Origin of the sequence: Paraburkholderia sp. (genome assembly GCF_035501035.1) — a bacterium.
GTDB lineage: Bacteria > Pseudomonadota > Gammaproteobacteria > Burkholderiales > Burkholderiaceae > Paraburkholderia.
The window spans coordinates 1-22,827 of record NZ_DATJWR010000095.1 but is presented as its reverse complement, the minus strand read 5'-3'; the positions used below and the strand labels follow the sequence as shown (position 1 = coordinate 22,827).

The following is a 22,827-nucleotide window of genomic DNA, read 5'->3' as shown; positions in this document are numbered from 1 at the left end:
GCCAGCGTGAACTTGCCTTCGGGGAAATCTTCGCGGCGCAGCAGTTTCATGCCGAGCAGTTCGGTGTAGAACTTGATCGAGCGATCGAGGTCGCCGACCCGGATCATTGTGTGCAGCAGGCGCATGGTGTACTCCGTTTTGCCGTCGTCAAAAGGCGGACTGTACCAAAATCCGGCCTGCCTTGCCGGCGCCGGCAAGACGCGCCAATTTGCTCTAGCATGAACGCCATCCCGAAACTGCCACGCCGCAAGCCGAGGCAGTTTCGCTGACTGAATGTAAGAAATGAGGAGTGGACATGCGGATTCTGGTTGTCGGGGCAGGTGCGACGGGCGGCTATTTCGGTGGGCGGCTCGCCGCCGCGGGGCGCGACGTGACGTTTCTGGTACGCGAGGCGCGCGCCGCGCAACTGCGCGATGCTGGCCTAGTGATCCGCAGTCCGGCCGGCGATCTCACGCTGCACGACGTGAAGACGGTTACGCGCGAGGCGCTCGAGGCACAGGGCGGCCAGCCGTTCGATCTCGTCCTGCTGAGCTGCAAGGCCTACGACCTCGATAACGCCATCGATTCGTTCGCGGCCGCCGTCGGGCCGAATACGTTGATCCTGCCGTTGCTGAACGGCATGCGGCATCTGGAAATCCTGCAGGCGCGCTTCGGTACGCAAGCCGTGCTGGGCGGCGTCTGCCTGATCGCCTCCACGCTTAACGAGAAGCGCGAGATCGTGCATCTGAACGACGTGCAGGCCATCACGTTCGGCGAGCTCGGCGGCGGCGTCTCGCCGCGCGTGCAAGCCGTCGCGGATCAGTTCGGCAACGCGGGGTTCCACATCAAGGCAAGCGATCACGTCCTTCAGGAGATGTGGGAGAAGTGGGTGTTCCTCGCGTCGCTCGCGGGCAGCACGTGTCTTTTCCGCGCACCGGTCGGCGTGATCCTCGCCACGCCCGACGGCGCCGCGACCATCGAGCGTCTGTTCACCGAATGCCGGGCGATTGCGGTCGCGCACGGCCACGCGGTGCGCGACAGCTTCCTCGAGCGTTCGCGCGCGATGCTGTTCGCAACGGGTTCGTCGCTCACGGCCTCGATGCTGCGCGATGTGCAGAACGGTTCGCGAATCGAGGCCGATCATGTGCTTGGGGACCTGATCCGGCGCGGCGGTGCGTCGAAGGAACTTTCGGTGCTGCGTATCGTTTATAGCCAGCTCAAGGCGTACGAGGCGCAGCGCGCCGGCGCGAACTGAGCGTGAATTGAGCGCGGGCGGCTACCACTCGGGGGCCAGGGGCATCGTCGGCTAGACGTAAGCTTCTTTGATCTGACCTCGTTCTGGCTGCTCACGCGCTATATGGCGTCGCGTCCTTCCGCCTTCTCATGTCTCACGCCACTCTTTGGCGTGACGTTCGGCGCGCTGTTGCTCGGCGAACGTTCAGCACCCGCTTTGCGGCGGCCGCCCTGCTCGTGCTCGCGTGCATCGCGCTCGTGAATGCGCCGGCGAGGTCAGCCGGTGCAGCTTCGCGAACCTCGCACACTTCGTGCGCCTCAGGCGCCGCCAGTCCCGCCAGCAACTTCCAGCGCCTGCGCGAGGCGCACGTACTCTTCCACTGGCACTTCCTCGGCGCGTCGCGCCAGATCGAAGCCGAGCGCGTCAAAGTCGAGGCGCTCGCGATACGCCCCCAGCGTGTTGCGCAGCATCTTGCGGCGCTGCGAGAACGCCGCGGTCACGAGTTCGCCGAGCACGGCATCGTCGACCTTCGGCAGTTCGTGCGGCGCGTAGGGAATCATGCGCACGATCGCGGAATCCACCTTCGGCGGCGGCTGGAACGATTCGGGCGGCACGTCGATCAGCTTGTCGATCACGTAGCGGTACTGAAGCATCACCGTGAGGCGGCCGAACGCCTTGCTGCCCGGCTCCGCGACCATGCGCTCCACCACTTCGTTCTGCAGCATGAAATGCTGGTCGATCACGCGGTCGGCGAACGCGGCGAGATGAAACAGCAACGGGCTCGAAATGTTGTACGGCAGGTTGCCGACGATACGCAGCGAGGGCTTCTCGCCAGGCGCGGCGAGCGTGCCGAAGTCGAACGCGAGCGCGTCGCCCGCGTGCAGTTCGAGCAGCGGGCCGAATTTTTTCGTGAGGCGCGCGATCAGGTCGCGGTCGAGTTCGACCGCGTGCAGTGGCGACTCGGGCGTGGCGAGACGCTCGATCAGCGGTTCGGTGAGCGCGCCGAGGCCCGGCCCGATCTCGACCATGCGCTCGCCGCGCTGCGGCCGGATGACGTCGACGATCGAGTCGATCACGCCCGTGTCGACGAGGAAGTTCTGGCCGAAGCGCTTGCGCGCGAAGTGACCCTGGTGCTGTTTGCTGCTATTGGACATCTTGTGTGGAATCGGTCAGCCGGCGCGCCGGTGGCGCGCCATCGAAACGGCGGTGTCGAGGGCGGCGATCAGGCTACCCGCGTCCGCGCGGCCAGTGCCGGCGAGGTCGAGCGCGGTGCCATGATCAACCGAGGTGCGCACGATCGGCAGGCCGAGCGTCACGTTGATGCCCTCGCCGAACGTCGCGTATTTCAGGACCGGCAGGCCCTGGTCGTGGAACATCGCCAGCACGCAGTCGGCGTCCTTCAGGTAGCGCGGCTGGAACAGCGTGTCAGCGGGATAGGGACCGCGCGCGTCGATGCCGGCAGCCGCGGCGGCCGCCAGCGCCGGCGAGATCGTGTCGATCTCTTCGCGGCCGAGGTACCCGTTCTCGCCCGCATGCGGATTGAGACCGGTCACGAGGATGCGCGGCAGCGGCACGCCGAAATGACGGCGCAGGTCGTGGTCGATGATCCGCAGCGTTTCAACGAGGCCTTCCACGCTCAGCGCCGCCGATACGTCCTTGAGCGGCAGGTGGGTGGTCGCGAGCGCGACGCGCAACGGCCGCGCACCGGTGCCCGCCAGCATCATGACCACGCGCGGCGTGTGCGTGCGTTCTGCCAGGTATTCGGTATGCCCGGTGAAGGGCACGCCGGCGTCGTTGATGGTGCTCTTTTGCAGCGGCGCCGTGACGATCGCGTCGAATTCGCCGGCCAGTGCGCCGTCGATGGCGCGGTCGAGCAGCGCGAGCACGTAGCGGCCGTTCGCGGCGTCGAGCTTGCCCGGCTTCGCCGGCACGGCAAGCGCCACATGCTCGACCTGCACGGGCTGGCTCGCCAGCACGACGGCCCAGTCGACGCTCGCGGCCTTCGCGCGCGCTTCGATGAGCGCGCTGTCGCCGAGTACGACGAACTGCGCGTCGGGCCAGTGGGCCGACGCGCCCGCCAGCGCGGCGGCGGTCAGCTCGGGGCCGACGCCGGCCGGCTCGCCGGTGGTGATGGCAATGCGGATCGGTCCCGCCCTCCGCGGAGCCGGCGACGACGATGCGGAGGCGTTCATGGCTCGAATCCCTTCCGAAGGTATCAGTTGTGCGGCGGCGTCATGCCCGCGATCTTGTAATCGACATAGGCACTGTCGCGCAGCTCGCGCAGCCAGTCGGCGTAAGCCTGCTCGGCCTTGCGCTGGCCGATGGCCTGGCGCGCGAGGTCCATCTGCTGGGCGACCGAGCCTTCCGCGTCACGGCGGCCCAGCACCTGGATCAGGTGGTAGCCGTACTCGGTGCGCACCGGGTCGCTGATCTGGCCATCTTGCAGCGTGTTCATGGTGCGCTCGAATTCGGGCACCGTCTCGCCCGGGCTGATCCAGCCGAGGTCGCCGCCCTGCGAGGCCGAACCGTCCTGCGAGTAGGTGCGCGCGAACTTGGCGAAGTCACCGCCGGCCGCGATTTCCTGCTTGATTTCCAGCAGCTTCTCGCGCGCCTGCGGCTCGGACATGCCGTCGCCCACGCGCAGCAGAATGTGGCGCACGTGCGTTTGCACGAGCTTGGGTGCGTCGGCGGCCGTGCCCTGGCCGGGACGGCGCTCGACGAGCCGCACGATCTCGAAACCGTCGTTGGTGCGGATGACCGACGGGTTCACCTCGCCCGGACGCAGCGTGGAGGCGGCGGTCACGAACTCGGGCGGCAGCTTCGACGGCGGCAGGAAGCCCATGTCGCCGCCCTTGCCCGCGTCGCTCGCCTGCGAGTTCGACTTCGCGAGACTCTCGAACTTGCTGCCGCCCTGCGCCTCCTTGAGGAGCGCGTCGGCCTTCGCCTGGGCGGCTTCGATGTCGGTTTGCGAGGCGTTCAGCGGCGCCTTGATGAGGATGTGCTGGAAGTGCAGGTCGTTCGTCTGGCCTGCGTTCGGCCCGCGCTGGCTCGCGATGTAGTTCGCGACTTCGGCGTCCGAAACCGTGACCTTGCTGTCCACTTCCTTCTCGCGCAGCTTCGAGAGCGTGAGTTCCGTCCGCGCGTCCTTCGTGAATGTGGTCCAGGGCACGCCGGCCGCCTCGATGCGCGCGCGGTAGGTCGCGAGATCCATGCCGTTGGCCTGGGCGAGACGCTCGAGCGTGCGCTGCACGGAAGCGTCGTCGACGGCGATGCCGTCTTCCTTGGCCTTCTGCAGCTGGATGCGCTCCAGCACCATCTGGTTGAGCACCTGCGCGCGCAACTGGTCCATCGGCGGGACCGGCGCGCCCTGCTGCTGGAGCCGGTGCGCGATGAGCTCGACGCGCTCGTCGAGTTCGCGCTGCGTGATCACGCCGTCATTGACGACTGCGGCGATCGTGTCGACCGTCTGGCCATTGCTGGCCGGAAGGCCCTGAGCTTGCGCCGGCGCGGCCGGCAACACTCCTGCGAAGGCAAAGAGACTCGCAGCGTACGCTGCCAGGCGAAGCTTTTTCATGATTCCCACAGATACTCCAATGTTGGCGGGCACGCTTCGCCCGTCTCTATGCAACCCACACCGCGTCGCTCCGAGGCGCCCTCTCGAGGAAAGCGCGCCGGATCACGCGTTATTGATAATCAGTGAAGCGCGAGGGCGACGGCGGCAGACCCGGCAGCTGCGTATACCCCGGCACGCCCGCCTTGAACGCCGCCACCAACCCGTTGTCGACGTTCGACAGTCCCTTGAGCGTGAGCTGCGCGAGAAAGCGCGTTGACGACTGCGGTAGGCCCGAGGTGTTGGCGCCGTTCGCGTAACGCTGCAGGCCGACGCCGAGCACCCAGCAGTCTGCGTCGTATTGCATGCCAACCAGACCGTCGACAACCCGGTGGCCGTTCAGATCGTAGTTGAAACGGCCCACGGCGTACACCCGGTGCGAGAACGGCCACTGCGCCGAGATCAGGATCTGGTTGATCGGCTGGTAGTCGAGCGTGGTGTTTGCGCGCGTGTAGCGGTAGGCGACGTTCAGCACGCGGCTCGTTCCCGGGCTGTACCCGAAGCCAACACTCGCCTTCGTCAGCTGGCTGCTGTCGGCATTATATTGGAACGCCGTTTCCGAGGCGAAACCGCCCCCGATCTTCAGCGATGCGCCCGCGATCAGGTCCGAATGTGTCGCCTGAGTGGTAGTCTCAGTCGGCGTGAGCGTGACGCGCTGGTCCTGGAAGTAGTACTGCTGCGCAAGCACGAAGCGCGCACGCTCGTCGCCCGAGACCGGGTCGATGAAGCGCGTGGTGATCGCGGCCGTGATGCGGTTCGCGTCGGCGATGCGGTCGTTACCGACGAAGGTGTTCGGCGTGAAGATTTCCGCGAGGCCGAAGTCCGACTCGGCGGTATCAAAAAGGGGCGCGAACTGCTGGTTGCGGTACGGCGTGTACACGTAGTACAGGCGCGGCTCCAGCGTCTGGATGTAATCGTGGCCGAACAGATGCACCGAGCGGTCGAACACGAGCCCCGAGTCGAAGCTGAGGGTAGGGATCGATTCGGTGAAGTTCTTCGGCGTGCCGGCCGGCGAGCCGAACGTCGGGTCCGTGCCGATGTTGCTCAGGTTGTACGACGCGAAGTGCCACTGCACCTTCGGCGTGACGAAGTAACCCGGCCCCAACAGCGAGTACGAAAGGTACGGATTGAAGACGACGCGGTCGCCCTCGGTCGCATTGTCTTCCGTGATGCGGAAGCGCGAGTAGTCGGCTTCCATGCCGTAGTCGAAGCCGCCCACGTTGTACTTCGCGTACTTCACGTTCAACTGCGGCTCGCGGCCATACGGCGGCGTGGACGGCTCGAGCGTCTGCCAGTGCTGCCAGCGGCCGAGCACGGACCACGGCCCGTTGTTGTACGTGAGGCCGGCTTCCTGCTGGTACAGCGTCTGCGTGCCGTTGACGATCTGATTGGCCGCCGACTGCAGATCTTCCGGATAGGTGTTGTCCGAGACCTTGTTGTAGTAGATGTACCCGCCGAACCCGTCGCCGAAGTTCTGGTTGTGCTGGATGAACAGCGCGTAGCGGTTCGTCTTCGTGATCGCGTCGTCCGGCAGGAACGTTCCGGTGATCGATCCCGAGTAATTCTGCGAGAGATACCGGTAGTTGCCCTGCAGGAAAACACCGCGCTTCGAGATGATCTCGGGCGTGAACGTGAAGTCGCGGTTCGGCGCGATGTTGAAGTAATACGGCAGCGAGACTTCGTAGCCGTTCGTCGAGCTGATCGAGAACGTCGGCGGCAAGAGGCCGCTGCGCCGGTCGCCCGAGAGCGGGAACGACAGCCAGGGGCTCGCGAAGATCGGCACGTCCTGGAAGAACAGCACGGCGTTGTGCGCGACGCCTTCGTCGCTGCCGGTGTCGAAATCGAACTCGCTGCCCTTGATGTACCACGCCGGATTGGTCGAGCACTGGCACGCGGTGTAGGTGCCGTTCGTGAGCACCGAGCGCTCGCTGTCCAGCAGGTCGGCGCGCGCGGCGCTGCCCGAGCCGCCCGTGACCGTGAAATGGTATTTCGGCGCGGGCATGAAGCCCTCGTTCGCCTCCACCCTCAGATGCGCCTCAGGCCCCGAAAACGTCGTGCCGTTCTGCACGACCACGACATTGCCGTAGGCATTGGCCATGTCGGTGTCCTGATCGTAGTGCAGGGCATCGCCCTTGACCAGGTTCGAGCCCTGGCGCAACTCCGCCGAGCCCCTCACCGCGAGGTCGGTGTCCACCGTGCCGGTGGTCGAGTCGCCAAGCACGAAAGTCGCTGGGTGCTGGCCCGGCAGGTTGGGGTGATCCTCGAGTTGCGGTGCGAGTCGCAGGCTCCACGGGCCGTCCAGCTGCTCGGGCTGCGCGGCCGCGCCGGAGAGCTGGGCGTGCGCGAGCGCGGGCACCAGACCCGGTACGGCCATGAGTGCCGCGATGAGCCGCCGCTTGCCCGGCACGCCGTCGTCACGGTTGGAGATCGTCTGGAAAAACTGTCTGGGCGGCATGTATGTTTTGGCGAATCGGCCCGGCCGCCTGCCTCTGCGTGATGGTGGCCCGCCAGCGCACCAGCCTCCCGATGGACCGGATCGAGGCCGGAGTGCGTACAATTATTTACAATTCATCGGACGATGGACCGGCGATGATTGCGGCGAGCGAACCGTCATGCGGGCTTGGGCGCGAGTCGCGTCAAAAAAGTCGTGGGGTATTATATGGCAAGACGTTGATCCACTGATTTTGCCTCTGGTTTTCATGACCTCCACCTCCGCGCACTTTCCCGCCGATCCCCCAGCCGATTCCCCTGCAGACAGCCGCCGCGACCTGCTCGCCGCCTGGCTCGGCAGCCACGCTGAACGGTATAGCCTCGACCTCGCAACGCTCGCCCCGGCCTCCTCCGACGCGAGCTTTCGGCGCTACTTCCGCCTCGCGAGCGCGGGCACCGACGGCGCGACGCTAATCGCCGTCGATGCCCCGCCGCCCGAAAAATGCCGCGAATTCGCCCAGGTCGCCCAGTTGCTCGAAGCCGCCAGCGTGCATGTGCCGCGCGTGCTCGAAGCCGATTTCGACGTGGGCTTCATGCTCGTGACCGATCTGGGCACCGCGCCCTACCTGCAAACGCTGCAGGAAGCCGGCCCCGGCCCGCGCTCGCGCGAACTGACGCGCGACGCGCTCGATGCGCTGATCCGCTGGCAGTCGAGTTCGCGCGAAGGCGTGCTGCCGGTGTTCGACGAGGCCTTCATGCAGCGCGAGATGGAGCTGATGCCCGAGTGGTTTCTGGAGCGGCATCTGGGCCGCAAGGTCGATGAAGCCACGCGCGGCGTGCTGGACCGTACCTTCGCATTGCTCGTGGCGAGCGCGCGCGCACAGCCGCAGACGTTCATGCTGCGCGACTTCATGCCCCGCAACCTGATGATCGCGACGCCCAACCCCGGCGTGCTCGACTTCCAGGACGCCGTCTACGGCCCGATCACCTACGACGTCGTCTCGCTGCTGCGCGACGCGTTCCTCACCTGGGACGAGGAGTTCGAGCTCGACTGCTTCGCGCATTACTGGGAGCGCGCGAAGAAGGCGGGGTTGCCCGTCGATGCGGACTTCGGCGAGTTCTACCGCCAGCTCGAATGGATGGGCCTGCAGCGCCACATCAAGGTGCTCGGCCTGTTCTGCCGCATCAACTATCGCGACGGCAAGCCGCATTACATGGCCGACCTGCCGCGCTTTCTCGGCTACGCGAGCAAGGTCGCGCACCGGTATCGCCCGCTCGTCCCGTTTGCGCGCCTCATCGACGAGCTGCAGGGCAGTGCCGTCGAAGTCGCTTACACCTTCTGAAACGGGCCGCCATGACCCATCCGAATTCCGCGCCGGCAACGGCGAGCCGCGAGCCGGGTCGTGCCCGATTCGGGCGCACCGCAATGATCTTTGCTGCCGGGCGTGGCGAGCGCATGCGCCCGCTCACCGACACCTGCCCGAAGCCGCTCCTCGCGGTGGGCGGCAAGCCGTTAATCGCGTGGCAAATCGAACGGCTCGCCGCAGCGGGCTACACGCGCATCGTCATCAACCACGCGTGGCTTGGCGCGCAGATCGAAGCGGCGCTCGGCGACGGCTCGCGCTTTGGCGTGACGCTGCGCTACTCGCCCGAGCACGACGCGCTCGAAACGGCGGGCGGCATTGCGCAGGCGCTGCCGCTCATCGAATCGACCGGCGCGCCCGAGGTGTTCCTTGCGGTGAGCGGCGACGTCTATAGCGCCTATGACTTCGCGCGGCTCGGCGCGCGCGCCGAAGCGCTCGCGCACGAGGCCGAGCCAGGCATGCATCTCGTGATGGTGCCGAACCCGCCGTTCCACCCCAACGGCGACTTCGCCATCACGGGCGATGGCCGGCTCGCGCTCGAAGGCGCGCCACGCTACACGTTCGGCAATATCGGCCTCTACGACACGCGCATGTTCCGCGATCTCGCGCCCGGCACGAAGCGCGCGCTCTCGCCGTACTATCGCGAGGCGATTGCGCAAGGGCGCGCGAGCGGCGAGCTGTATGAAGGCGTATGGGAAAACGTCGGCACGCCCGCGCAACTCGAAGCGCTCGACGCTGCCCTGCGTAACGTACTCCTCTAGGCGTCCTTCAAGCGCCCTCTGAGCGCCTGCCAAGCGGCCTCTGAGCGTCCGCCAGGATCCGCCTGCTCCACCCCGGTTCAAACGCACCGTACACACGCCGGCGCGCGGCACATTTCAATGGCCGCCCGCCGCCGGCGCTTCCACCTGCCCCTGCGGCGCCTCGGCCGCCTTTTGCTGCTGCAGCGCCCACATCTGCGCATAGTGGCCGCCCGCGCTCAGCAACTGAGCATGCGTGCCGCGCTCGACGATGCGCCCATGGTCCATCACGATGATCTGCTGCGCGTGCACGACGGTAGAGAGCCGGTGCGCGATCACGAGCGTCGTGCGCTCGCGCGCGATCTGGTCGAGCTCGTGTTGAATGGCGCGCTCCGAGCGCGAGTCGAGCGCCGAGGTCGCCTCGTCGAACAGCAAAATCGGCGGATTCTTGAGCAGCGTGCGCGCAATCGCGACGCGCTGCTTCTCGCCGCCCGAGAGCTTGAGGCCGCGTTCGCCCACCGGCGTGTCGTAGCCCTTGGGCAGGCTCTCGATGAACGCGTGAATGTGCGCCGCGCGCGCCGCCGCGATCACCTCCTCGCGGCTCGCCGTGGGCCGGCCATAGGCGATGTTGTAGTAGATCGAATCATTGAACAACACCGTGTCCTGCGGCACGATGCCGATCGACGCGCGCAGTGAATCCTGCGTGACGTCGCGGATGTCCTGGCCATCGATGGTGATCGCGCCGCCGCTCTTGCCGGAATCGGTGCGCTCCAGATCGTAGAAGCGGAACATCAGCCGCGCGAGCGTGGACTTGCCCGAACCGCTGTGCCCCACCACTGCCGTGGTAGTGCCCGCGGGAATGGTGAAGCTCACGTCGTGCAGGATCTGGCGCGACGGCTCATAGGCGAAGTTCACGTGCGAGAAGCGCACCTCGGCGCCTCGCACCACGAGCGGCTGCGCGCCGGGTGCGTCGGGCACCTCGCGCTCGACGGTGAGCAGCGTGAACATGCGGTCCATGTCGGTGAGGCTCTGCTTCAGTTCCCGATACACCACGCCGAGAAAATTCAGCGGAATGTACAGCTGCAGCATGAACGTGTTGATGAGCACGAGGTCGCCGAGCGTGAGCCGCCCCGCCATCACGCCCTGCGTCGCGCGCCAGAGAATGAACACGAGCCCGGTGCCGATGATCGCCTGCTGCCCGAAGTTGAGCACGGAAAGCGAGTGCTGCGACTTGATCGCGGCCTGCCGGTAACGATGCAGGTTTTCGTCGTAGCGCTTCGTCTCCCACTCTTCGTTGCCGAAGTACTTCACGGTCTCGTAGTTGATGAGCGAATCGATCGCACGCGAGTTGGCGCGCGAATCGAGCTCGTTCATCGTGCGGCGGTAATGCGTGCGCCACTCGGTCACCTTCACCGTGAACACGATATAGGCGAGCAGCGCGATGAGCGTGACGATGGCGTAATACGCCTCGTACTTCACGGCGAAGAAGCCGAGCACGAGGCCCACTTCGACGAGCGTCGGCAAGATGCTGTAGAGCGAATACGAAATGAGCTGCGTGATGCCCCGCGTGCCGCGCTCGATATCGCGCGACATGCCCCCCGTCTGCCGTTCGAGGTGAAAGCGCAGCGAGAGCGCATGCAAATGGCGGAAGACCTTGAGCGCGAGCTGGCGCACGGCGCTCTCCGTCACCTTCGAGAAGAGGATTTCGCGCAGCTCGGTGAAGAGCGAGGTGGAGAGGCGCACGACCGCATACGCCACCACGAGCAGCCCGACGCCGCCCGCGAGCACGATGCCGGGCTCGTGCTCCGCGCGCCCGAGTGCCGTGAGATGGCGCACCGAAGCGAGGCCATCGACGATGTGCTTCATCACGATCGGCACGCCGAGGTTGGCCACCTTCGCGCCGATCAGACAGGTGAGTGCGAACGCCACGCGCCATTTGTAGGCGGTGAGATAGGGCAGCAGCGAAACGATGGTCTGCCAGTCGTTGCGCGGCCCGGTGGCGGGCAGCGCGGGTTCATTGGAAGCGGGAAAGCGGCGCATGGGCAAGCGGCGAGAAACGTGCGCGAGGCGCCGCGAGGCAGCACGCGAGGCCCGTGTGAAGATCGGGGCCGGGCGCGGCGCAAGCGGCACGACGAGTCATGTGGGGTAATGGGCGACGGGTTTCGCTCAGGCGGAAGGCGTGCCGCACACGAAGTGCGCCTCGTGCCCGACCGTCGTGGACCGGGCCTCATGGGCCTCACGAACCTCATGAGCCGCCCGCCGCGCCTGACGCTTTCCCGTACAATTCCTGATCGACGTATTGTCGCAGAAGGCGGCGCGCGCCGCTGAGCGCTCCCCTCTTTCGTCGCTGCGCCACCCCGCCGTTCGTTCCCTTTTCATGGAAGCCCGATGACCGACTCCTTCCCGCTCCCCCCCAAAGCGCCCGCACTGCGCGTCGTGCCGCAGCCCTCGGACGCCAACGTCCACGGCGACGTCTTCGGCGGCTGGATCATGGCGCAGGTCGACATTGCCGGCTCGATTCCGGCGAGCCGCCGCGCCAACGGGCGCGTGGCCACCGTCGCGGTGAACTCGTTCGTGTTCAAGCAGCCGGTGTTCGTGGGCGATCTGCTGAGCTTTTACGCCGAGATCGTCAAGACCGGCAAGACCTCGGTTACGGTCGAGGTCGAGGTATACGCGCAGCGCATGCGCCTTCAGGACGAAGTCGTCAAGGTGACCGAAGCAACGCTCACCTATGTCGCGACCGGCACGGACCGCCGCCCGCGGCCGCTGCCGCCGCTCGATTAACGCTGCGGCGCTTCCTGCCACTTCCCGGCGCTTTCGGGCACCTTCTGCCACTGCCTGACGCTTCCCGGCGCGTTCTCCCGTCTCAGTCCATCCACGCGAGCCCGGGCGCTTCCTCGTACGAAGCGCTCGCGCGCAACAGCGCCGCCGCTCCGTCGCCGGACAGCGGCGGCGCGAAGAAGTACCCCTGCAGCTCGTCGCATGCGCGCTCGCGCAGGAAAGTGAACTGCGCCGACGTCTCCACCCCTTCCGCGATCACCTGCAACTGCAGCTCGTGCGCAAGCGCGATGATGGCGGCCGTAATCGTTTCGTCGTCGCTGTTCGTGCCGATGTCCGCGACAAACGAGCGGTCGATCTTGAGCCGGTCCACGGGCAGCCGCTTCAGGTAGCTCAGGCTCGAATAGCCGGTGCCGAAGTCGTCGATCGCAATGCCGATGCCAAGCGCGTGGAGCTCGTTCAACATCGACACGGCTTCCTCCGCATTGCGCATGAGCGTGCTCTCGGTGAGCTCGATTTCGAGCCAGCAGGCGTCGAGCCTGGTTTCCTCAAGCACCTCGGTCACGAGCTGCGCGATGTCGCGCTGATGGAACGTCTTCGCCGAGAGGTTCACTGAAACGCGCACGGGCGGTAGCCCCGCGAGCTGCCAGGCGCGGTTTTGCCGGCACGCCTCGCGCAGCACCCAGTCCGAGAGCGGGCCGATCAGGCCGCTTTCCTCGGCCACCGGAATGAACTCCGATGGCGACACGAGCCCCGCCTCGGGATCGTGCCAACGCACGAGCGCCTCCATGCCGACGATGCGTCCACCCTCGATCTCCACCTGCGGCTGGTAGTGCAGCAGGAACTCGCCATCGCGAAGCGCCCGCCGCAGCCGGCGTTCGACATTCAGGCGCGCGCTCACGTTGGCGTTCATTTCGGGCTGGAAGAACTGGAACGTGTTGCGGCCCATGTCCTTCGCGCGGTACATCGCGACGTCGGCCTTCTTGAGCAGCGTCTCGGCGTCGTTGCCGTCTTGCGGGTACACGCTCGCGCCCATGCTGCAGCCCACGTAGAGTTCGGTGCCGTCGATCCACACCGGCTCCGAGATCAGCGCGCGCGCCCGCTCCATCCAGCCGATCAGCGACTTCTCGTCGATGGCGTCGGTGAGCACGATCACGAACTCGTCGCCGCCGTGGCGCGCGACCGTGTCGGTGGTGCGCGTGCAGCGCGTGAGCCGCTCGGCCACCACGCCGAGCAGGCGGTCGCCCACGCTGTGGCCGAGGCTGTCGTTGACGTTCTTGAAGCCGTCCAGGTCGATGAACACCACGGCGACGCCGGATTCGTGCCGCTGCGCCGCGACGAGCGCCTGCTGGAGCCGGTCGCGCAGCAGATTGCGGTTGGGCAGCAGCGTGAGGCTGTCGTAGTTCGCCTGGTATTCGAGCTGCTCCTGGTAGCGGATCAGCTCGGTCACGTCGTTGATGATGCCGATGTGGTGCGTGATGCGGCCGTCGAGATCGGGCACCGGCGCGATCAGCAGCTGGTTCCAGAAGAGTGCGCCGTCCTTGCGGTAGTTGCGCAGCACGGCGCTCACCTCGCGGTTGGAGAGCAGCGCCTTGCGGATCGCGACGAGACCGTCCTGGTCGCGGTCATCGCGCTGCAGCAGGCGGCAATCCTGGCCGACCACTTCGGCCGGATCGAAGCCCGTGATGCGGCGAAACGCCGGGTTCGCGTATTCGATCAGGTTGCTGCCGCCAGGCCCCGGCGCGGTGATCAGAATCGCGTTGATGCAGGCGTCGAGCGCGCGGCTTTGCAGGCGCAGCGCGAGGTCGGCGCGCTTGCTCTCAGTCGTGTCCGAGTACGAGCCGAGCACGCCGATCACGCGGCCGTCGCCGTCGAGCAGCGGCAGCTTGCTCGTCATCGTCGTGCGGTGCAGGCCGTCGATCGTCAGGTCCTGCTCGAGGTTGATGCGCGGCAGCCCCGATTCGATCACGTCGCGGTCCTCCTCGCGCATCAGCCCGGCGTACGCGCGCCACGGCAGTTCCTCGTCGGTCTTGCCGACGATCTGCTCGGGGTAGGCGAGGCCCGCGTCGCGCGCGAAGGTCATGTTGCAGCCGAGATAGCGCGATTCGGCGTCCTTCCAGAAGATGCGCTGCGGAATGTTGTCGATCACCGACTCGAGCATCTGGTTCGAGCGCTGCGCCTCCGCTTCGGCCTTGATCTGCTCGGTGACGTCGTCGGCGAGCACGAACACGGCGTCGCGGCCGAGGAACGTGAGCGAGTGATGCGAGATGTCCGCGCTGATGAGCGAGCCGTCGCGGCGGCGGTGGTGCCAGATGCCGGCCATCGTGCGCACGTTTTGCGTGAGCGTGTCCGAGCGCGCGAGGTGCTGCTCGAGCCGCGCGATGTCCTCGAACGGACGGATTTCGCGGATCGTCATCGCGAGGAACGCTTCCTCGCTGTAGCCGTACTGCTGGATCGCGGCGGCGTTGACGGCGAGAAAGCGCAGCGTCTCGCGGTCGAACACGTACATGGGCACGGGATGCGCGTCGAACAGGCCCTGGAAGCGCTCGCTGCGCAAGCGCATGCCGCTCACCGCGCGCAGCTTTTCGCGCGCGGCGCTCTCGCGGGCGCCGAACGTGTAGATGAGGAGCGCCGCGCCCGCGAGCATCGTCACGATCACGAGCAGCGAGGCGCGGCCGCGCGAGCGTGCGGAGTCGGCGAGCGCGCCGGCCAGCGCCAGGTCCTCCGCGCTTTGCAGCGCAGCGAGGCGTGCGTCGAGGCGGTCCACACGGGTGTCGACGCGAATGTACTCGCCGGCAAGCCAGGCGGCGGTGGCGGTCGACAGCGTTGCACCTGCGCGCAGAGTACCCGCGGAATCGGACGACGCCGCGCCGATGAGCGGTGCGGCCGTTGCCGGGGCGAGGTTTGGCGCGCCGTTCGGTGAGAGGTTCGGTGCGATAGTTGCCGCGCCGCTCGCCGCGAGTTTCGATGCGATACCCGATGCAATATTGGGTGCAATATTGGCTGCAATATTGGGTGCGATATTGGGTGCAGCCGTCGGTGCAGCGGCCGGTGCAACGGTCGCCGCGACATTTGCCCCGCCGTTCGCAACGACCGGCCCCGCCGCGAGCAAACCGCCGGCCTCGAACGCATTCACCGTGACGGCGCTCGCTGCCGCCATGCCCGGCGGGGCCGGCGGCAGCGTGATGGTGCCGGTCACCACATGACCGGACGCGCGGGAGTCAGCAACGTTCTCGGCCATCGCGTTACGCGCAAGTGCCTCACGGGCAACCAGCTGTGCCACAGGCGCGCGCGCCGCGTTCGCCGGCGAAGCGTTGGCCGACTCCCGATCTGGCGCGCCACCGGCCTCCACGGGCGGCGCCGCCTCGGGTGCACTCGCGCCCGCCGCCACGGCGGCCTGCGCGCGCTCGTCCGCCATGCGCTGCTCGGCGCGCGCAAGCGTCGCGTCGATTTCACTCGCAATCGCCGTGGCCTGCACCTGAACGGCGTCAAAGCGCGCCGTGAGGTCGCCATTGCCGGCTAGCTCCGTCCGCAGCGAGCGGCCAATCTCGTCGAGCGAAGCGGCGCGCGCCTCGCGCGCGCCGGCCGACTCGGCCTGCCCTTGCGCCGCGAGACGCCCGAGCGCGCTCACGCCGCTGCCGAGTGCGTCGCGATAGCGGTCGAGGTCGTGCCGGATCCGCGCGGCCTGCCCCGCGCGCAGATCGATCTCGCGCTGGGCGTCGATCTGCGTCCACGCCACAAATGCGTTCGCGCCGACGGCCGCTGCAACGACGGCCAGATTGATCAGTTGGCGCTTCGAAAAAAGAAGGTTCATGAATGCCGAGGGTCGTTCGCGCCCACGCCAAAGCCGTGGAATGATGGGTCACGACCTGCACGCGACCGGTCGGCGCCTGCCGCGCCAACCCGAAATAACGGCACGCCCGTGCTCGTCTTGAGGGGGCGGCGGCAGAAATTGGGGGGAAATCCCGCGCGCTGACGCAGCGCACGCCGCAAACGCGCGGCGGCGCGCGCAAGGCGGCCTTGGCTAGAAGGAATCGGGCAAGGATCGAACGCGCGGTATCAGCGGGCCGCAATCACCGCGGCACCGCCAGCCCGAACTCGTGCATCGCGGGCGCGAAGTCGTGATTGCCCTCGGGCTTGCGCGCGAGCTTGGCGAGCACGTAACGCTGGAACGGCGCGAGTTGCGCCCAGTCTTCGAGGTCGGGCGGCTGCAGGTTGGCGAGCTCCGATTGATGCGCGATGCCGCCCGGCACCGCATTCACGTCGCGCCAGGCCGGCGCCTCGTCGGGCGCGAACCATTCGGGTTCGACGTTGGCATGCGTGCGCATCATCTCGAAGAGCGCGTGATCGAAATTGGGCTCGATCTGCGTGTCGTCGTCCACGGGAAAGCATGCCAGCAAACGGCGGTCCTCATAGGGGAGCAACTGCCATTGCGCCAGAGAGATGCGCAGGCCAAAACGGTCCAGATTGAAGCGCACGCACATCGGAATGTAGGTGAGGTCCTCCGACGAGTCGACCTCGAACCGGAACAGGAGCGGAGCTTCGTTCAATGCCATGACGGTATCCTCGCGAGGCGGGCGTGGGCGCGCAACCCGCCCGGGGGGCGCCCACTTGAGGTATTTTAGAACCTTCCGCGCGCGGCGCAGCCTCGCCGTCCCCCCCGGCGGCGCTGCGGTACGGCGCCGCATAAGGACATGGAGCTTCCCGCTTGAACACCCCTACCCGGCCACATCCCCCGGCATCGAACCCTCTCGACTCCGAAGGCCAGCCCGGCGTCATCGAAGTGCGCGTGCACCGGCACCGCGGCAACGCGGTAGAAACGCGTGAAGACCACGTCGGCCAGGAATGGCCCGTCGCGCTCGTCTTCAACGGCATCTCGCACGCGGTCATGATGTGCACGCCGCGCGACCTCGAAGCGTTCGCGGTGGGCTTTGCGATCTCGGAAGGCATTGTCGGGCGCAACGCCGATATTCAGGACATCGAGGTTTACCGGCACGAAGACGCCGACCTGCCGCACGCCGAAGTTCACCTGACGGTGATCCAGCAGGCGTTCGTCGAACTGAAGGAGAGGCGCCGCGCGCTCGCCGGGCGCAGCGGCTGTGGCGTGTGCGGCATCGAGAGCATCGACCTGCTCGATCTCGAGCCCGAGCAGGTGCCCGATACCGGCTTCGTCGCACGCCTTTCGCCCGACGCCATCGCGCGCGCCGCACGCGAACTGCCGCAGCATCAGGCGCTCACGAAACTCACGGGCGGCCTGCACGCGGCCGCATGGTGCGACGAAAACGGCGCGATCCTGCGCGCTTTTGAGGACGTGGGCCGCCACAACGCGCTCGACAAGCTCATCGGCCAGCTTGTGATCGAGCGTGCCGACACGCAGCAGGGCTTCGTCTTCCTCTCCAGCCGCGCGAGCTACGAGCTCGTGCGCAAGGCCGCGCGCGTGGGCATTCCGATGGTCGCGACGATCTCGGCGCCCTCCTCGCTCGCGATCGCCATCGCCAAACGTGCCGGACTGCGGCTCGTGAGCTTTTGCCGCGAGTCCGGGTACGTCGATTACGAAACCGCCTGAATCGCCCTGAACCGCCCTGAATCGCCCAAACCTCGCGCTTAGTCGAACTGCCGGAAATCCGGCTTGCGCTTTTGCAGGAAGGCCGTGAACGCCTCGCGCGCTTCGGGCGCGAGCAGCATCTTGCCGAAGTGCACCGACTCCTCGCTCATGCGCGTCTTGACCTCGTGCTCGTTCGCGCGCTTCATGAGCGATTTCGTCACGCGCAGCGACGAAGCCGGCAGCGCGACGAGCTTCACCAGTTGCGCGGCGACGAACGCGTCGAGCTCGGCGGCGGGCAGCACCCGATTCACGAAGCCCATGCGATGCGCTTCCTGCGCATCGAAAGTCTCGCCGAGCAGCAGCTTTTCCGCCGCGCCTTGATAGCCCGCAATGCGCGGCAGCAACAGCGACGAAGCCGCCTCGGGGCACAGCCCGAGCTGCGCGAACGGCACGGCGAAGCGCGCGTTGTCGGCGGCGTAGACCATATCGCAATGCAGCAGCAGCGTCGTGCCCACGCCGACGGCAGGTCCCTTCACCGCCGCGACGAGCGGCTTTTCGAAGCCCGCGATCGCGTCGAGAAAGCGCATGACCGGCGAATCGGCGCTGGTGGGCGGCGACTTCAGGAAATCTTCGATGTCATTGCCCGCCGTGAAGATTTCGGCGTGGCCGCGCAGCAGCACGGCGCGCACGGAGGCGTCCTCCTGCGCGGCCGCGAGCGCGTCGACCATCGCCTGATACATCGCGGGCGTGAGCGCGTTCTTGCGCGCGGGCCGGTCGATGGTGATCGTCAGCACGCCGTTATCGCGTGCGGTCAAAATCTCGTTGCTCATGAGTGTGTCTCCTCCTGGTTCGTATGCAAGCCGCCTCGAACCCGATACGAAAAACGGTCCGCAAACCGCGAGGCCTGCGAACCGTGTCGAGTGCGAAGTCAGCGCGAAGCGCTCACAACCGCGCTTACAGCCGCTCGATGATGCCCGCCGCGCCCATGCCGGTGCCGACGCACATCGTCACCATGCCGTACTTCAGGTTGCGGCGGCGCAGGCCGTGCACGACCGTCGAGGCGCGGATCGCGCCCGTCGCGCCGAGCGGGTGGCCCAGCGCAATCGCGCCGCCGAGCGGGTTGATCTTCGACGGGTCGAGCCCGAGGTCCTGGATCACCGCCAGCGACTGTGCGGCGAACGCCTCGTTCAGCTCGATCCAGTCGAGATCGTCCTGCTTGAGGCCCGCGGCCTTCAGCGCGGCCGGAATTGCTTCCTTCGGGCCGATGCCCATGATCTCCGGCGGCACGCCGCGCACCGCGAAGCTCACGAAGCGCGCGAGCGGCGTGAGGTTGAACTGCTTGAGCACCTTCTCGGAGACGACGATCAGCGCGCCCGCGCCGTCCGAGGTCTGCGAGCTGTTGCCCGCCGTGACCGAGCCCTTGTTCGCGAACACCGGGCGCAGCTTCGCGAGGCCTTCGAGCGTCGTGTCGGCGCGCGGGCCTTCGTCGAGGCCGATCAGGCGCTCCTTCACCTTCACTTCGCCGCTGGCGAGATCGGGCAAGCGCTCGATGACGGTGTACGGCGCGATCTCGTCGTTGAACTCGCCCGCCTGCTGCGCGGCGAGCGCGCGGCGGTGCGACTCGACCGAGAATGCGTCCTGCGCCTCGCGGCTCACCTTCCAGCGCTCGGCGACCTTCTCGGCGGTCAGGCCCATGCCGTAAGCAATGCCGATATCCTCACTGCGATCGAAGATGTGCGGCGAGAGCGACGGCTTGTTGCCCATCATCGGCACCATGCTCATCGACTCGCAGCCGCCCGCGATCATCGCGTCGGATTCGCCAACGCGAATGCGATCCGCCGCCATCGCGAGCGCCGTGAGGCCCGACGCGCAGAAGCGGTTGACGGTCACTCCGCCCACGCTCTGCGGCAGTCCCGCCAGCAGCGCGCCGATGCGCGCCACGTTCAGGCCCTGCTCGGCCTCGGGAATCGCGCAGCCGACGATCGCGTCTTCGATCACGCTCGTGTCGAGGCCGGGCACCTGCGCCACGGCCGACTTGATCGCGTGAACGAGCAGCTCGTCCGGGCGGGTGTTCCTGAACACGCCGCGCGGCGCCTTGCCGATGGGCGTGCGGCTCGCGGCGACGATGTATGCGTCCTGCAACTGTTTGCTCATCTGTAACTCCAGTCCGTTTTATCGAGCCGCTGGCTTAGTTGCGCACCGGCTTGCCGGTTTGCAGCATGCCCATGATGCGTTCCTGCGTCTTCTGCGTGCCGAGCAGGTCGACGAATGCGCGGCGCTCGAGCTTGAGCAGCCATTCTTCGTCAACGAGGCTGCCCGCCTCGACGTCGCCGCCGCAGATCGCCTCGGCGATGCGGCTCGCGATCAGATAGTCGTGATCGCTGATGAAGCGGCCGTCTCGCATGTTGACGAGCGAAGCCTTGATGGTCGAGTTCGCCGAGCGGCCCGCCACCGGAATCTGCGTGGCGCGTAGCGGCGCACGGTAGCCCGCCGCGCTCAGCGCGCGCACTTCCTTCTTCGCCGTGTCGAGCAGCTCGAACACGTTGAAGACGATCGTGTCCGAGGGCTTCAGGTAACCCATCGCGCGCGCTTCGTGCGCTGAAGCCGAGACCTTCGCCATCGCCGCGTTCTCGAACGACTTCTGCAGGAACTTCAGCAGATCGCTCGGCGCCGCGCCGACCGCCTGGGCCGCATCGGCCGCGCGCAGCGCTGCTTCCTTCAGACCGCCGCCAGCCGGCACGAGACCCACGCCCACTTCCACGAGGCCGACATAGCTCTCGATGTGCGCAACACGCTTCGCGCTCTGCAGCATGATTTCGCAGCCGCCGCCGAGCGCGATGCCGGAGACGGCCGTCACGACCGGCACGTTCGCGTACTTCACGCGCAGCATCGTGTCCTGGAACTTCTTCACGAACGGCTCGATGCCCTTCGCACCACCCATCATGAACGCGGGCATGGCTTCTTCGAGGTTCGCGCCGGCCGAGAATGGGCCGCCCGGCGCGCCGAGTTTCAGCGACGTGGGCTGCCAGATCACGAGGCCCTTGTAGCCGTCCTCCGCGATCTCGATCGCCTTCACGAGGCTGTCCAGCAAGCCCGGGCCCATCGTGTTCATCTTGCTCTTGTACGAGACGATGACGACGTCGTCCTCGCCCGCGCGCTCGTCCACCCACGCGCGCAGGTGCTCGTTTTCGAGCAGCGTCTTGCCAAAGGTCTTCGGGTCGCGAGCGCTCGTTTCACCGAACAGCGCAGCGCGGAACACCTGGCGCTCGTACACCGGCAGATTCGAGCGCGGCACGAAACGTTGTTCAGCGGGCGACCACGAGCCTTCCGCGCCGTGCACGCCGCCGTTCGCGGCCACCGGGCCTTCGAACACCCATGAGGGCAGCGGCGCGTTCGAGAGACCCTTGCCGGCGTCGATGTCTTCCTTCACCCACTCGGCCACCTGCTTCCAGCCCGCGGCTTGCCAGCCTTCGAACGGACCTTCGTTCCAGCCGAAGCCCCAGCGGATCGCGAGATCGACGTCACGCGCGTTGTCGGCGATCGACTGCAGATGCACGCCGATGTAATGGAACACGTCGCGGAAGATCGACCACAGGAACTGCGCCTGCGGGTGCTGCGTCTCGCGCAGCAGCTTCAGGCGCTCGGCGGGCGGACGCTTCAAAATGCGGCCCACGAGCTCGTCGGCCTTGCCGCCGCCGTCGACGTACTCGCCCGTGCTGGCGTCGAGCACCTTGATCGCCTTGCCTTCCTTGCGATAGAAGCCGGCGCCCGTCTTCTGGCCGAGCGCGCCCTTCGCCACGAGGCCCGCGAGCACGGCCGGCGTCTCGTAGACGGGGAAGAACGGATCGTCCTTCAGGTTGTCCTGCATCGTCTTGATGACGTGGGCCATCGTGTCGAGGCCCACGACGTCCGCCGTGCGGAACGTCGCCGACTTCGCGCGGCCGAGGCGGCTGCCCGTGAGGTCGTCGACTTCGTCGAAGCGCAGGCCGAACTTCTTCGCCTCGGCGATCACGGCGAGAATCGAGAACACGCCCACGCGGTTCGCGATGAAGTTCGGCGTGTCCTTCGCGCGCACCACGCCCTTGCCCACCACGCTCGTGAGGAACGATTCGAGCTGGTCGAGGATTTCGGGCTTCGTGTGCGTCGTCGGAATCAGCTCGACGAGGTGCATGTAGCGCGGCGGATTGAAGAAGTGCACGCCGCAAAAGCGCGCCTTGAGGGTGTCGTCGAAGCCTTGCGAAAGCTCCGTGATCGACAGGCCCGAGGTATTGGTCGCGAAAATTGCGTTCGGAGCGAGGTGCGGCGCGACCTTCTTGTAGAGGTCGTGCTTCCAGTCCATGCGCTCTGCGATCGCTTCGATGACCACGTCGCACTCCGCGAGCTTCGCGATGTCGTCTTCGTAGTTCGCGGGCGTGACGTACTGCGCGTCGTCCTTCACGCCGAACGGCGCGGGCGAGAGCTTCTTGAGCGTCTCGATCGCCTTGAGCGCGATGGCGTTCTTCGGGCCTTCCTTCGCGGGCAGATCGAACAGCAGCACCGGCACGCGGGCGTTGATCAGGTGCGCGGCGATCTGCGCGCCCATCACGCCGGCGCCGAGCACGGCGACCTTGCGAATATTGAGATTGCTCACGTTGTTCCTCCAGCGGATATGCAATGTCGAGCGGATTGGGGAGTGTGGGCGGCGTGCCGGCGTGGTGTCGTGCCGGCTGCTGCGCCGCCTCTGGACATCGTGTCGGCGAGGTGCGCGCCTTTTCAGTTTCAGGGCGCGCGAGCCTTGTCGCTTCGGTTGGCCTTTAGAACAGCGCTTCGTCGACTTCCATCAGCGTCTTCGAACCCGCGCGCGCCTGGCGGATCGACGTGGCCGTTTCGGGCAGCAGCTTCGCGAAGTAAAAGCGCGCCGTGGCCAGCTTCGACTTGTAGAACGGATCGCCCGAGCTTTCCTTGTCGAGCGCGACGCGCGCCATGCGCGCCCAGAAGTACGCGAACACGAGGTGGCCCGCCGTGCGCAGGTACGGCACCGCGGCCGCGCCCACTTCGTCGGGGTTCTGCATCGCCTTCATGCCGATTTCCATCGTGAGCTTCTGCATCTTGTCGCCGATGTCGGCGAGCGGATTCACGAACTCCTGCATTTCCGGCTTGATGCCTTCGGC

At 66.9% G+C, this 22,827-nt stretch carries 17 protein-coding genes and 1 pseudogene; 6 read left to right on the top strand and 12 right to left on the bottom strand.

What is annotated here, in order from left to right; all coding sequences use genetic code 11:
* Positions 1-125: VOC family protein (locus VMJ11_RS07240; RefSeq protein WP_325618387.1), on the bottom strand; the 125-nt coding region annotated here is incomplete at its 3' end.
* 170 nt (positions 126-295) lie between these two features.
* Between VMJ11_RS07240 and panE the strand changes: the two genes are divergently transcribed.
* Both panE and VMJ11_RS07230 read left to right on the top strand, forming a co-directional pair.
* Positions 296-1,234, top strand: coding sequence for a 2-dehydropantoate 2-reductase (gene panE, locus VMJ11_RS07235; RefSeq protein ID WP_325618383.1), 939 nt, complete (start codon positions 296-298; stop codon positions 1,232-1,234).
* Between the two features lie 72 nt (positions 1,235-1,306).
* Positions 1,307-1,488: pseudogene (locus tag VMJ11_RS07230) on the top strand (EamA/RhaT family transporter); the annotation flags it as partial.
* 42 nt (positions 1,489-1,530) lie between these two features.
* Here VMJ11_RS07230 and rsmA read toward each other — a convergent pair.
* From rsmA to VMJ11_RS07210, 4 genes are all read right to left on the bottom strand, one after another.
* Positions 1,531-2,367, bottom strand: coding sequence for a 16S rRNA (adenine(1518)-N(6)/adenine(1519)-N(6))-dimethyltransferase RsmA (gene rsmA / locus VMJ11_RS07225; protein WP_325618381.1), 837 nt, complete (start codon positions 2,365-2,367; stop codon positions 1,531-1,533).
* A 15-nt stretch (positions 2,368-2,382) separates the two neighbouring features.
* Positions 2,383-3,405 (bottom strand): 4-hydroxythreonine-4-phosphate dehydrogenase PdxA, encoded by a 1,023-nt coding sequence (pdxA, locus tag VMJ11_RS07220; protein ID WP_325618379.1) that lies wholly within the window; start codon positions 3,403-3,405, stop codon positions 2,383-2,385.
* A 23-nt stretch (positions 3,406-3,428) separates the two neighbouring features.
* On the bottom strand, positions 3,429-4,796 hold the full coding sequence (locus VMJ11_RS07215; protein WP_325618377.1) for a peptidylprolyl isomerase: 1,368 nt from the start codon (positions 4,794-4,796) through the stop codon (positions 3,429-3,431).
* Between the two features lie 100 nt (positions 4,797-4,896).
* Complete coding sequence (locus VMJ11_RS07210; RefSeq protein WP_325618375.1) at positions 4,897-7,278, bottom strand: LPS-assembly protein LptD; 2,382 nt, start codon at positions 7,276-7,278, stop codon at positions 4,897-4,899.
* A 244-nt stretch (positions 7,279-7,522) separates the two neighbouring features.
* Here VMJ11_RS07210 and VMJ11_RS07205 point away from each other — a divergent pair, with 244 nt between their 5' ends.
* Together VMJ11_RS07205 and murU are read left to right on the top strand one after the other, a co-directional pair.
* A complete protein-coding gene (locus VMJ11_RS07205; RefSeq protein WP_325618373.1) occupies positions 7,523-8,596 on the top strand; it encodes an aminoglycoside phosphotransferase family protein in 1,074 nt (357 codons plus the stop codon).
* A gap of 83 nt (positions 8,597-8,679) precedes the next feature.
* Positions 8,680-9,378, top strand: a complete 699-nt coding sequence (gene murU / locus VMJ11_RS07200) for an N-acetylmuramate alpha-1-phosphate uridylyltransferase MurU (protein ID WP_325618385.1) — start codon at positions 8,680-8,682, stop codon at positions 9,376-9,378.
* Positions 9,379-9,492: 114 nt separating this feature from the next.
* On the opposite strand, the gene VMJ11_RS07195 is transcribed toward murU, so the two are convergent.
* Positions 9,493-11,394 (bottom strand): ABC transporter ATP-binding protein/permease, encoded by a 1,902-nt coding sequence (locus VMJ11_RS07195; RefSeq protein ID WP_325618371.1) that lies wholly within the window; start codon positions 11,392-11,394, stop codon positions 9,493-9,495.
* 348 nt (positions 11,395-11,742) lie between these two features.
* On the opposite strand from VMJ11_RS07195, the gene VMJ11_RS07190 reads away from it, so the two are divergent.
* Positions 11,743-12,138 carry an acyl-CoA thioesterase gene (locus VMJ11_RS07190; protein WP_325618369.1) on the top strand — a complete coding sequence of 132 codons (396 nt, stop codon included), beginning with the start codon at positions 11,743-11,745 and terminating at the stop codon, positions 12,136-12,138.
* Positions 12,139-12,220: 82 nt separating this feature from the next.
* Here VMJ11_RS07190 and VMJ11_RS07185 read toward each other — a convergent pair whose 3' ends face one another.
* Both VMJ11_RS07185 and VMJ11_RS07180 read right to left on the bottom strand, forming a co-directional pair.
* A complete protein-coding gene (locus tag VMJ11_RS07185) occupies positions 12,221-15,946 on the bottom strand; it encodes an EAL domain-containing protein (protein WP_325618367.1) in 3,726 nt (1,241 codons plus the stop codon).
* A gap of 259 nt (positions 15,947-16,205) precedes the next feature.
* Positions 16,206-16,688: a nitrate reductase associated protein gene (locus VMJ11_RS07180; RefSeq protein ID WP_325618365.1), complete on the bottom strand. Its 483-nt coding sequence runs from the start codon at positions 16,686-16,688 to the stop codon at positions 16,206-16,208.
* Positions 16,689-16,840: 152 nt separating this feature from the next.
* On the opposite strand from VMJ11_RS07180, the gene fdhD reads away from it, so the two are divergent.
* Positions 16,841-17,698 (top strand): formate dehydrogenase accessory sulfurtransferase FdhD, encoded by an 858-nt coding sequence (fdhD, locus tag VMJ11_RS07175; RefSeq protein ID WP_325618363.1) that lies wholly within the window; start codon positions 16,841-16,843, stop codon positions 17,696-17,698.
* A 38-nt stretch (positions 17,699-17,736) separates the two neighbouring features.
* Here the strand turns inward: fdhD and VMJ11_RS07170 are convergent, their stop codons facing one another.
* From VMJ11_RS07170 to VMJ11_RS07155, 4 genes are all read right to left on the bottom strand, one after another.
* Positions 17,737-18,507, bottom strand: coding sequence for an enoyl-CoA hydratase (locus VMJ11_RS07170; RefSeq protein WP_325618361.1), 771 nt, complete (start codon positions 18,505-18,507; stop codon positions 17,737-17,739).
* A gap of 124 nt (positions 18,508-18,631) precedes the next feature.
* Positions 18,632-19,831 (bottom strand): acetyl-CoA C-acyltransferase, encoded by a 1,200-nt coding sequence (locus VMJ11_RS07165; protein ID WP_325618359.1) that lies wholly within the window; start codon positions 19,829-19,831, stop codon positions 18,632-18,634.
* 34 nt (positions 19,832-19,865) lie between these two features.
* Positions 19,866-22,307 carry a 3-hydroxyacyl-CoA dehydrogenase/enoyl-CoA hydratase family protein gene (locus VMJ11_RS07160; RefSeq protein WP_325618357.1) on the bottom strand — a complete coding sequence of 814 codons (2,442 nt, stop codon included), beginning with the start codon at positions 22,305-22,307 and terminating at the stop codon, positions 19,866-19,868.
* A gap of 163 nt (positions 22,308-22,470) precedes the next feature.
* Positions 22,471-22,827 (bottom strand): acyl-CoA dehydrogenase C-terminal domain-containing protein (locus VMJ11_RS07155; protein ID WP_325618355.1); only part of this gene is annotated, 357 nt, incomplete at its 5' end.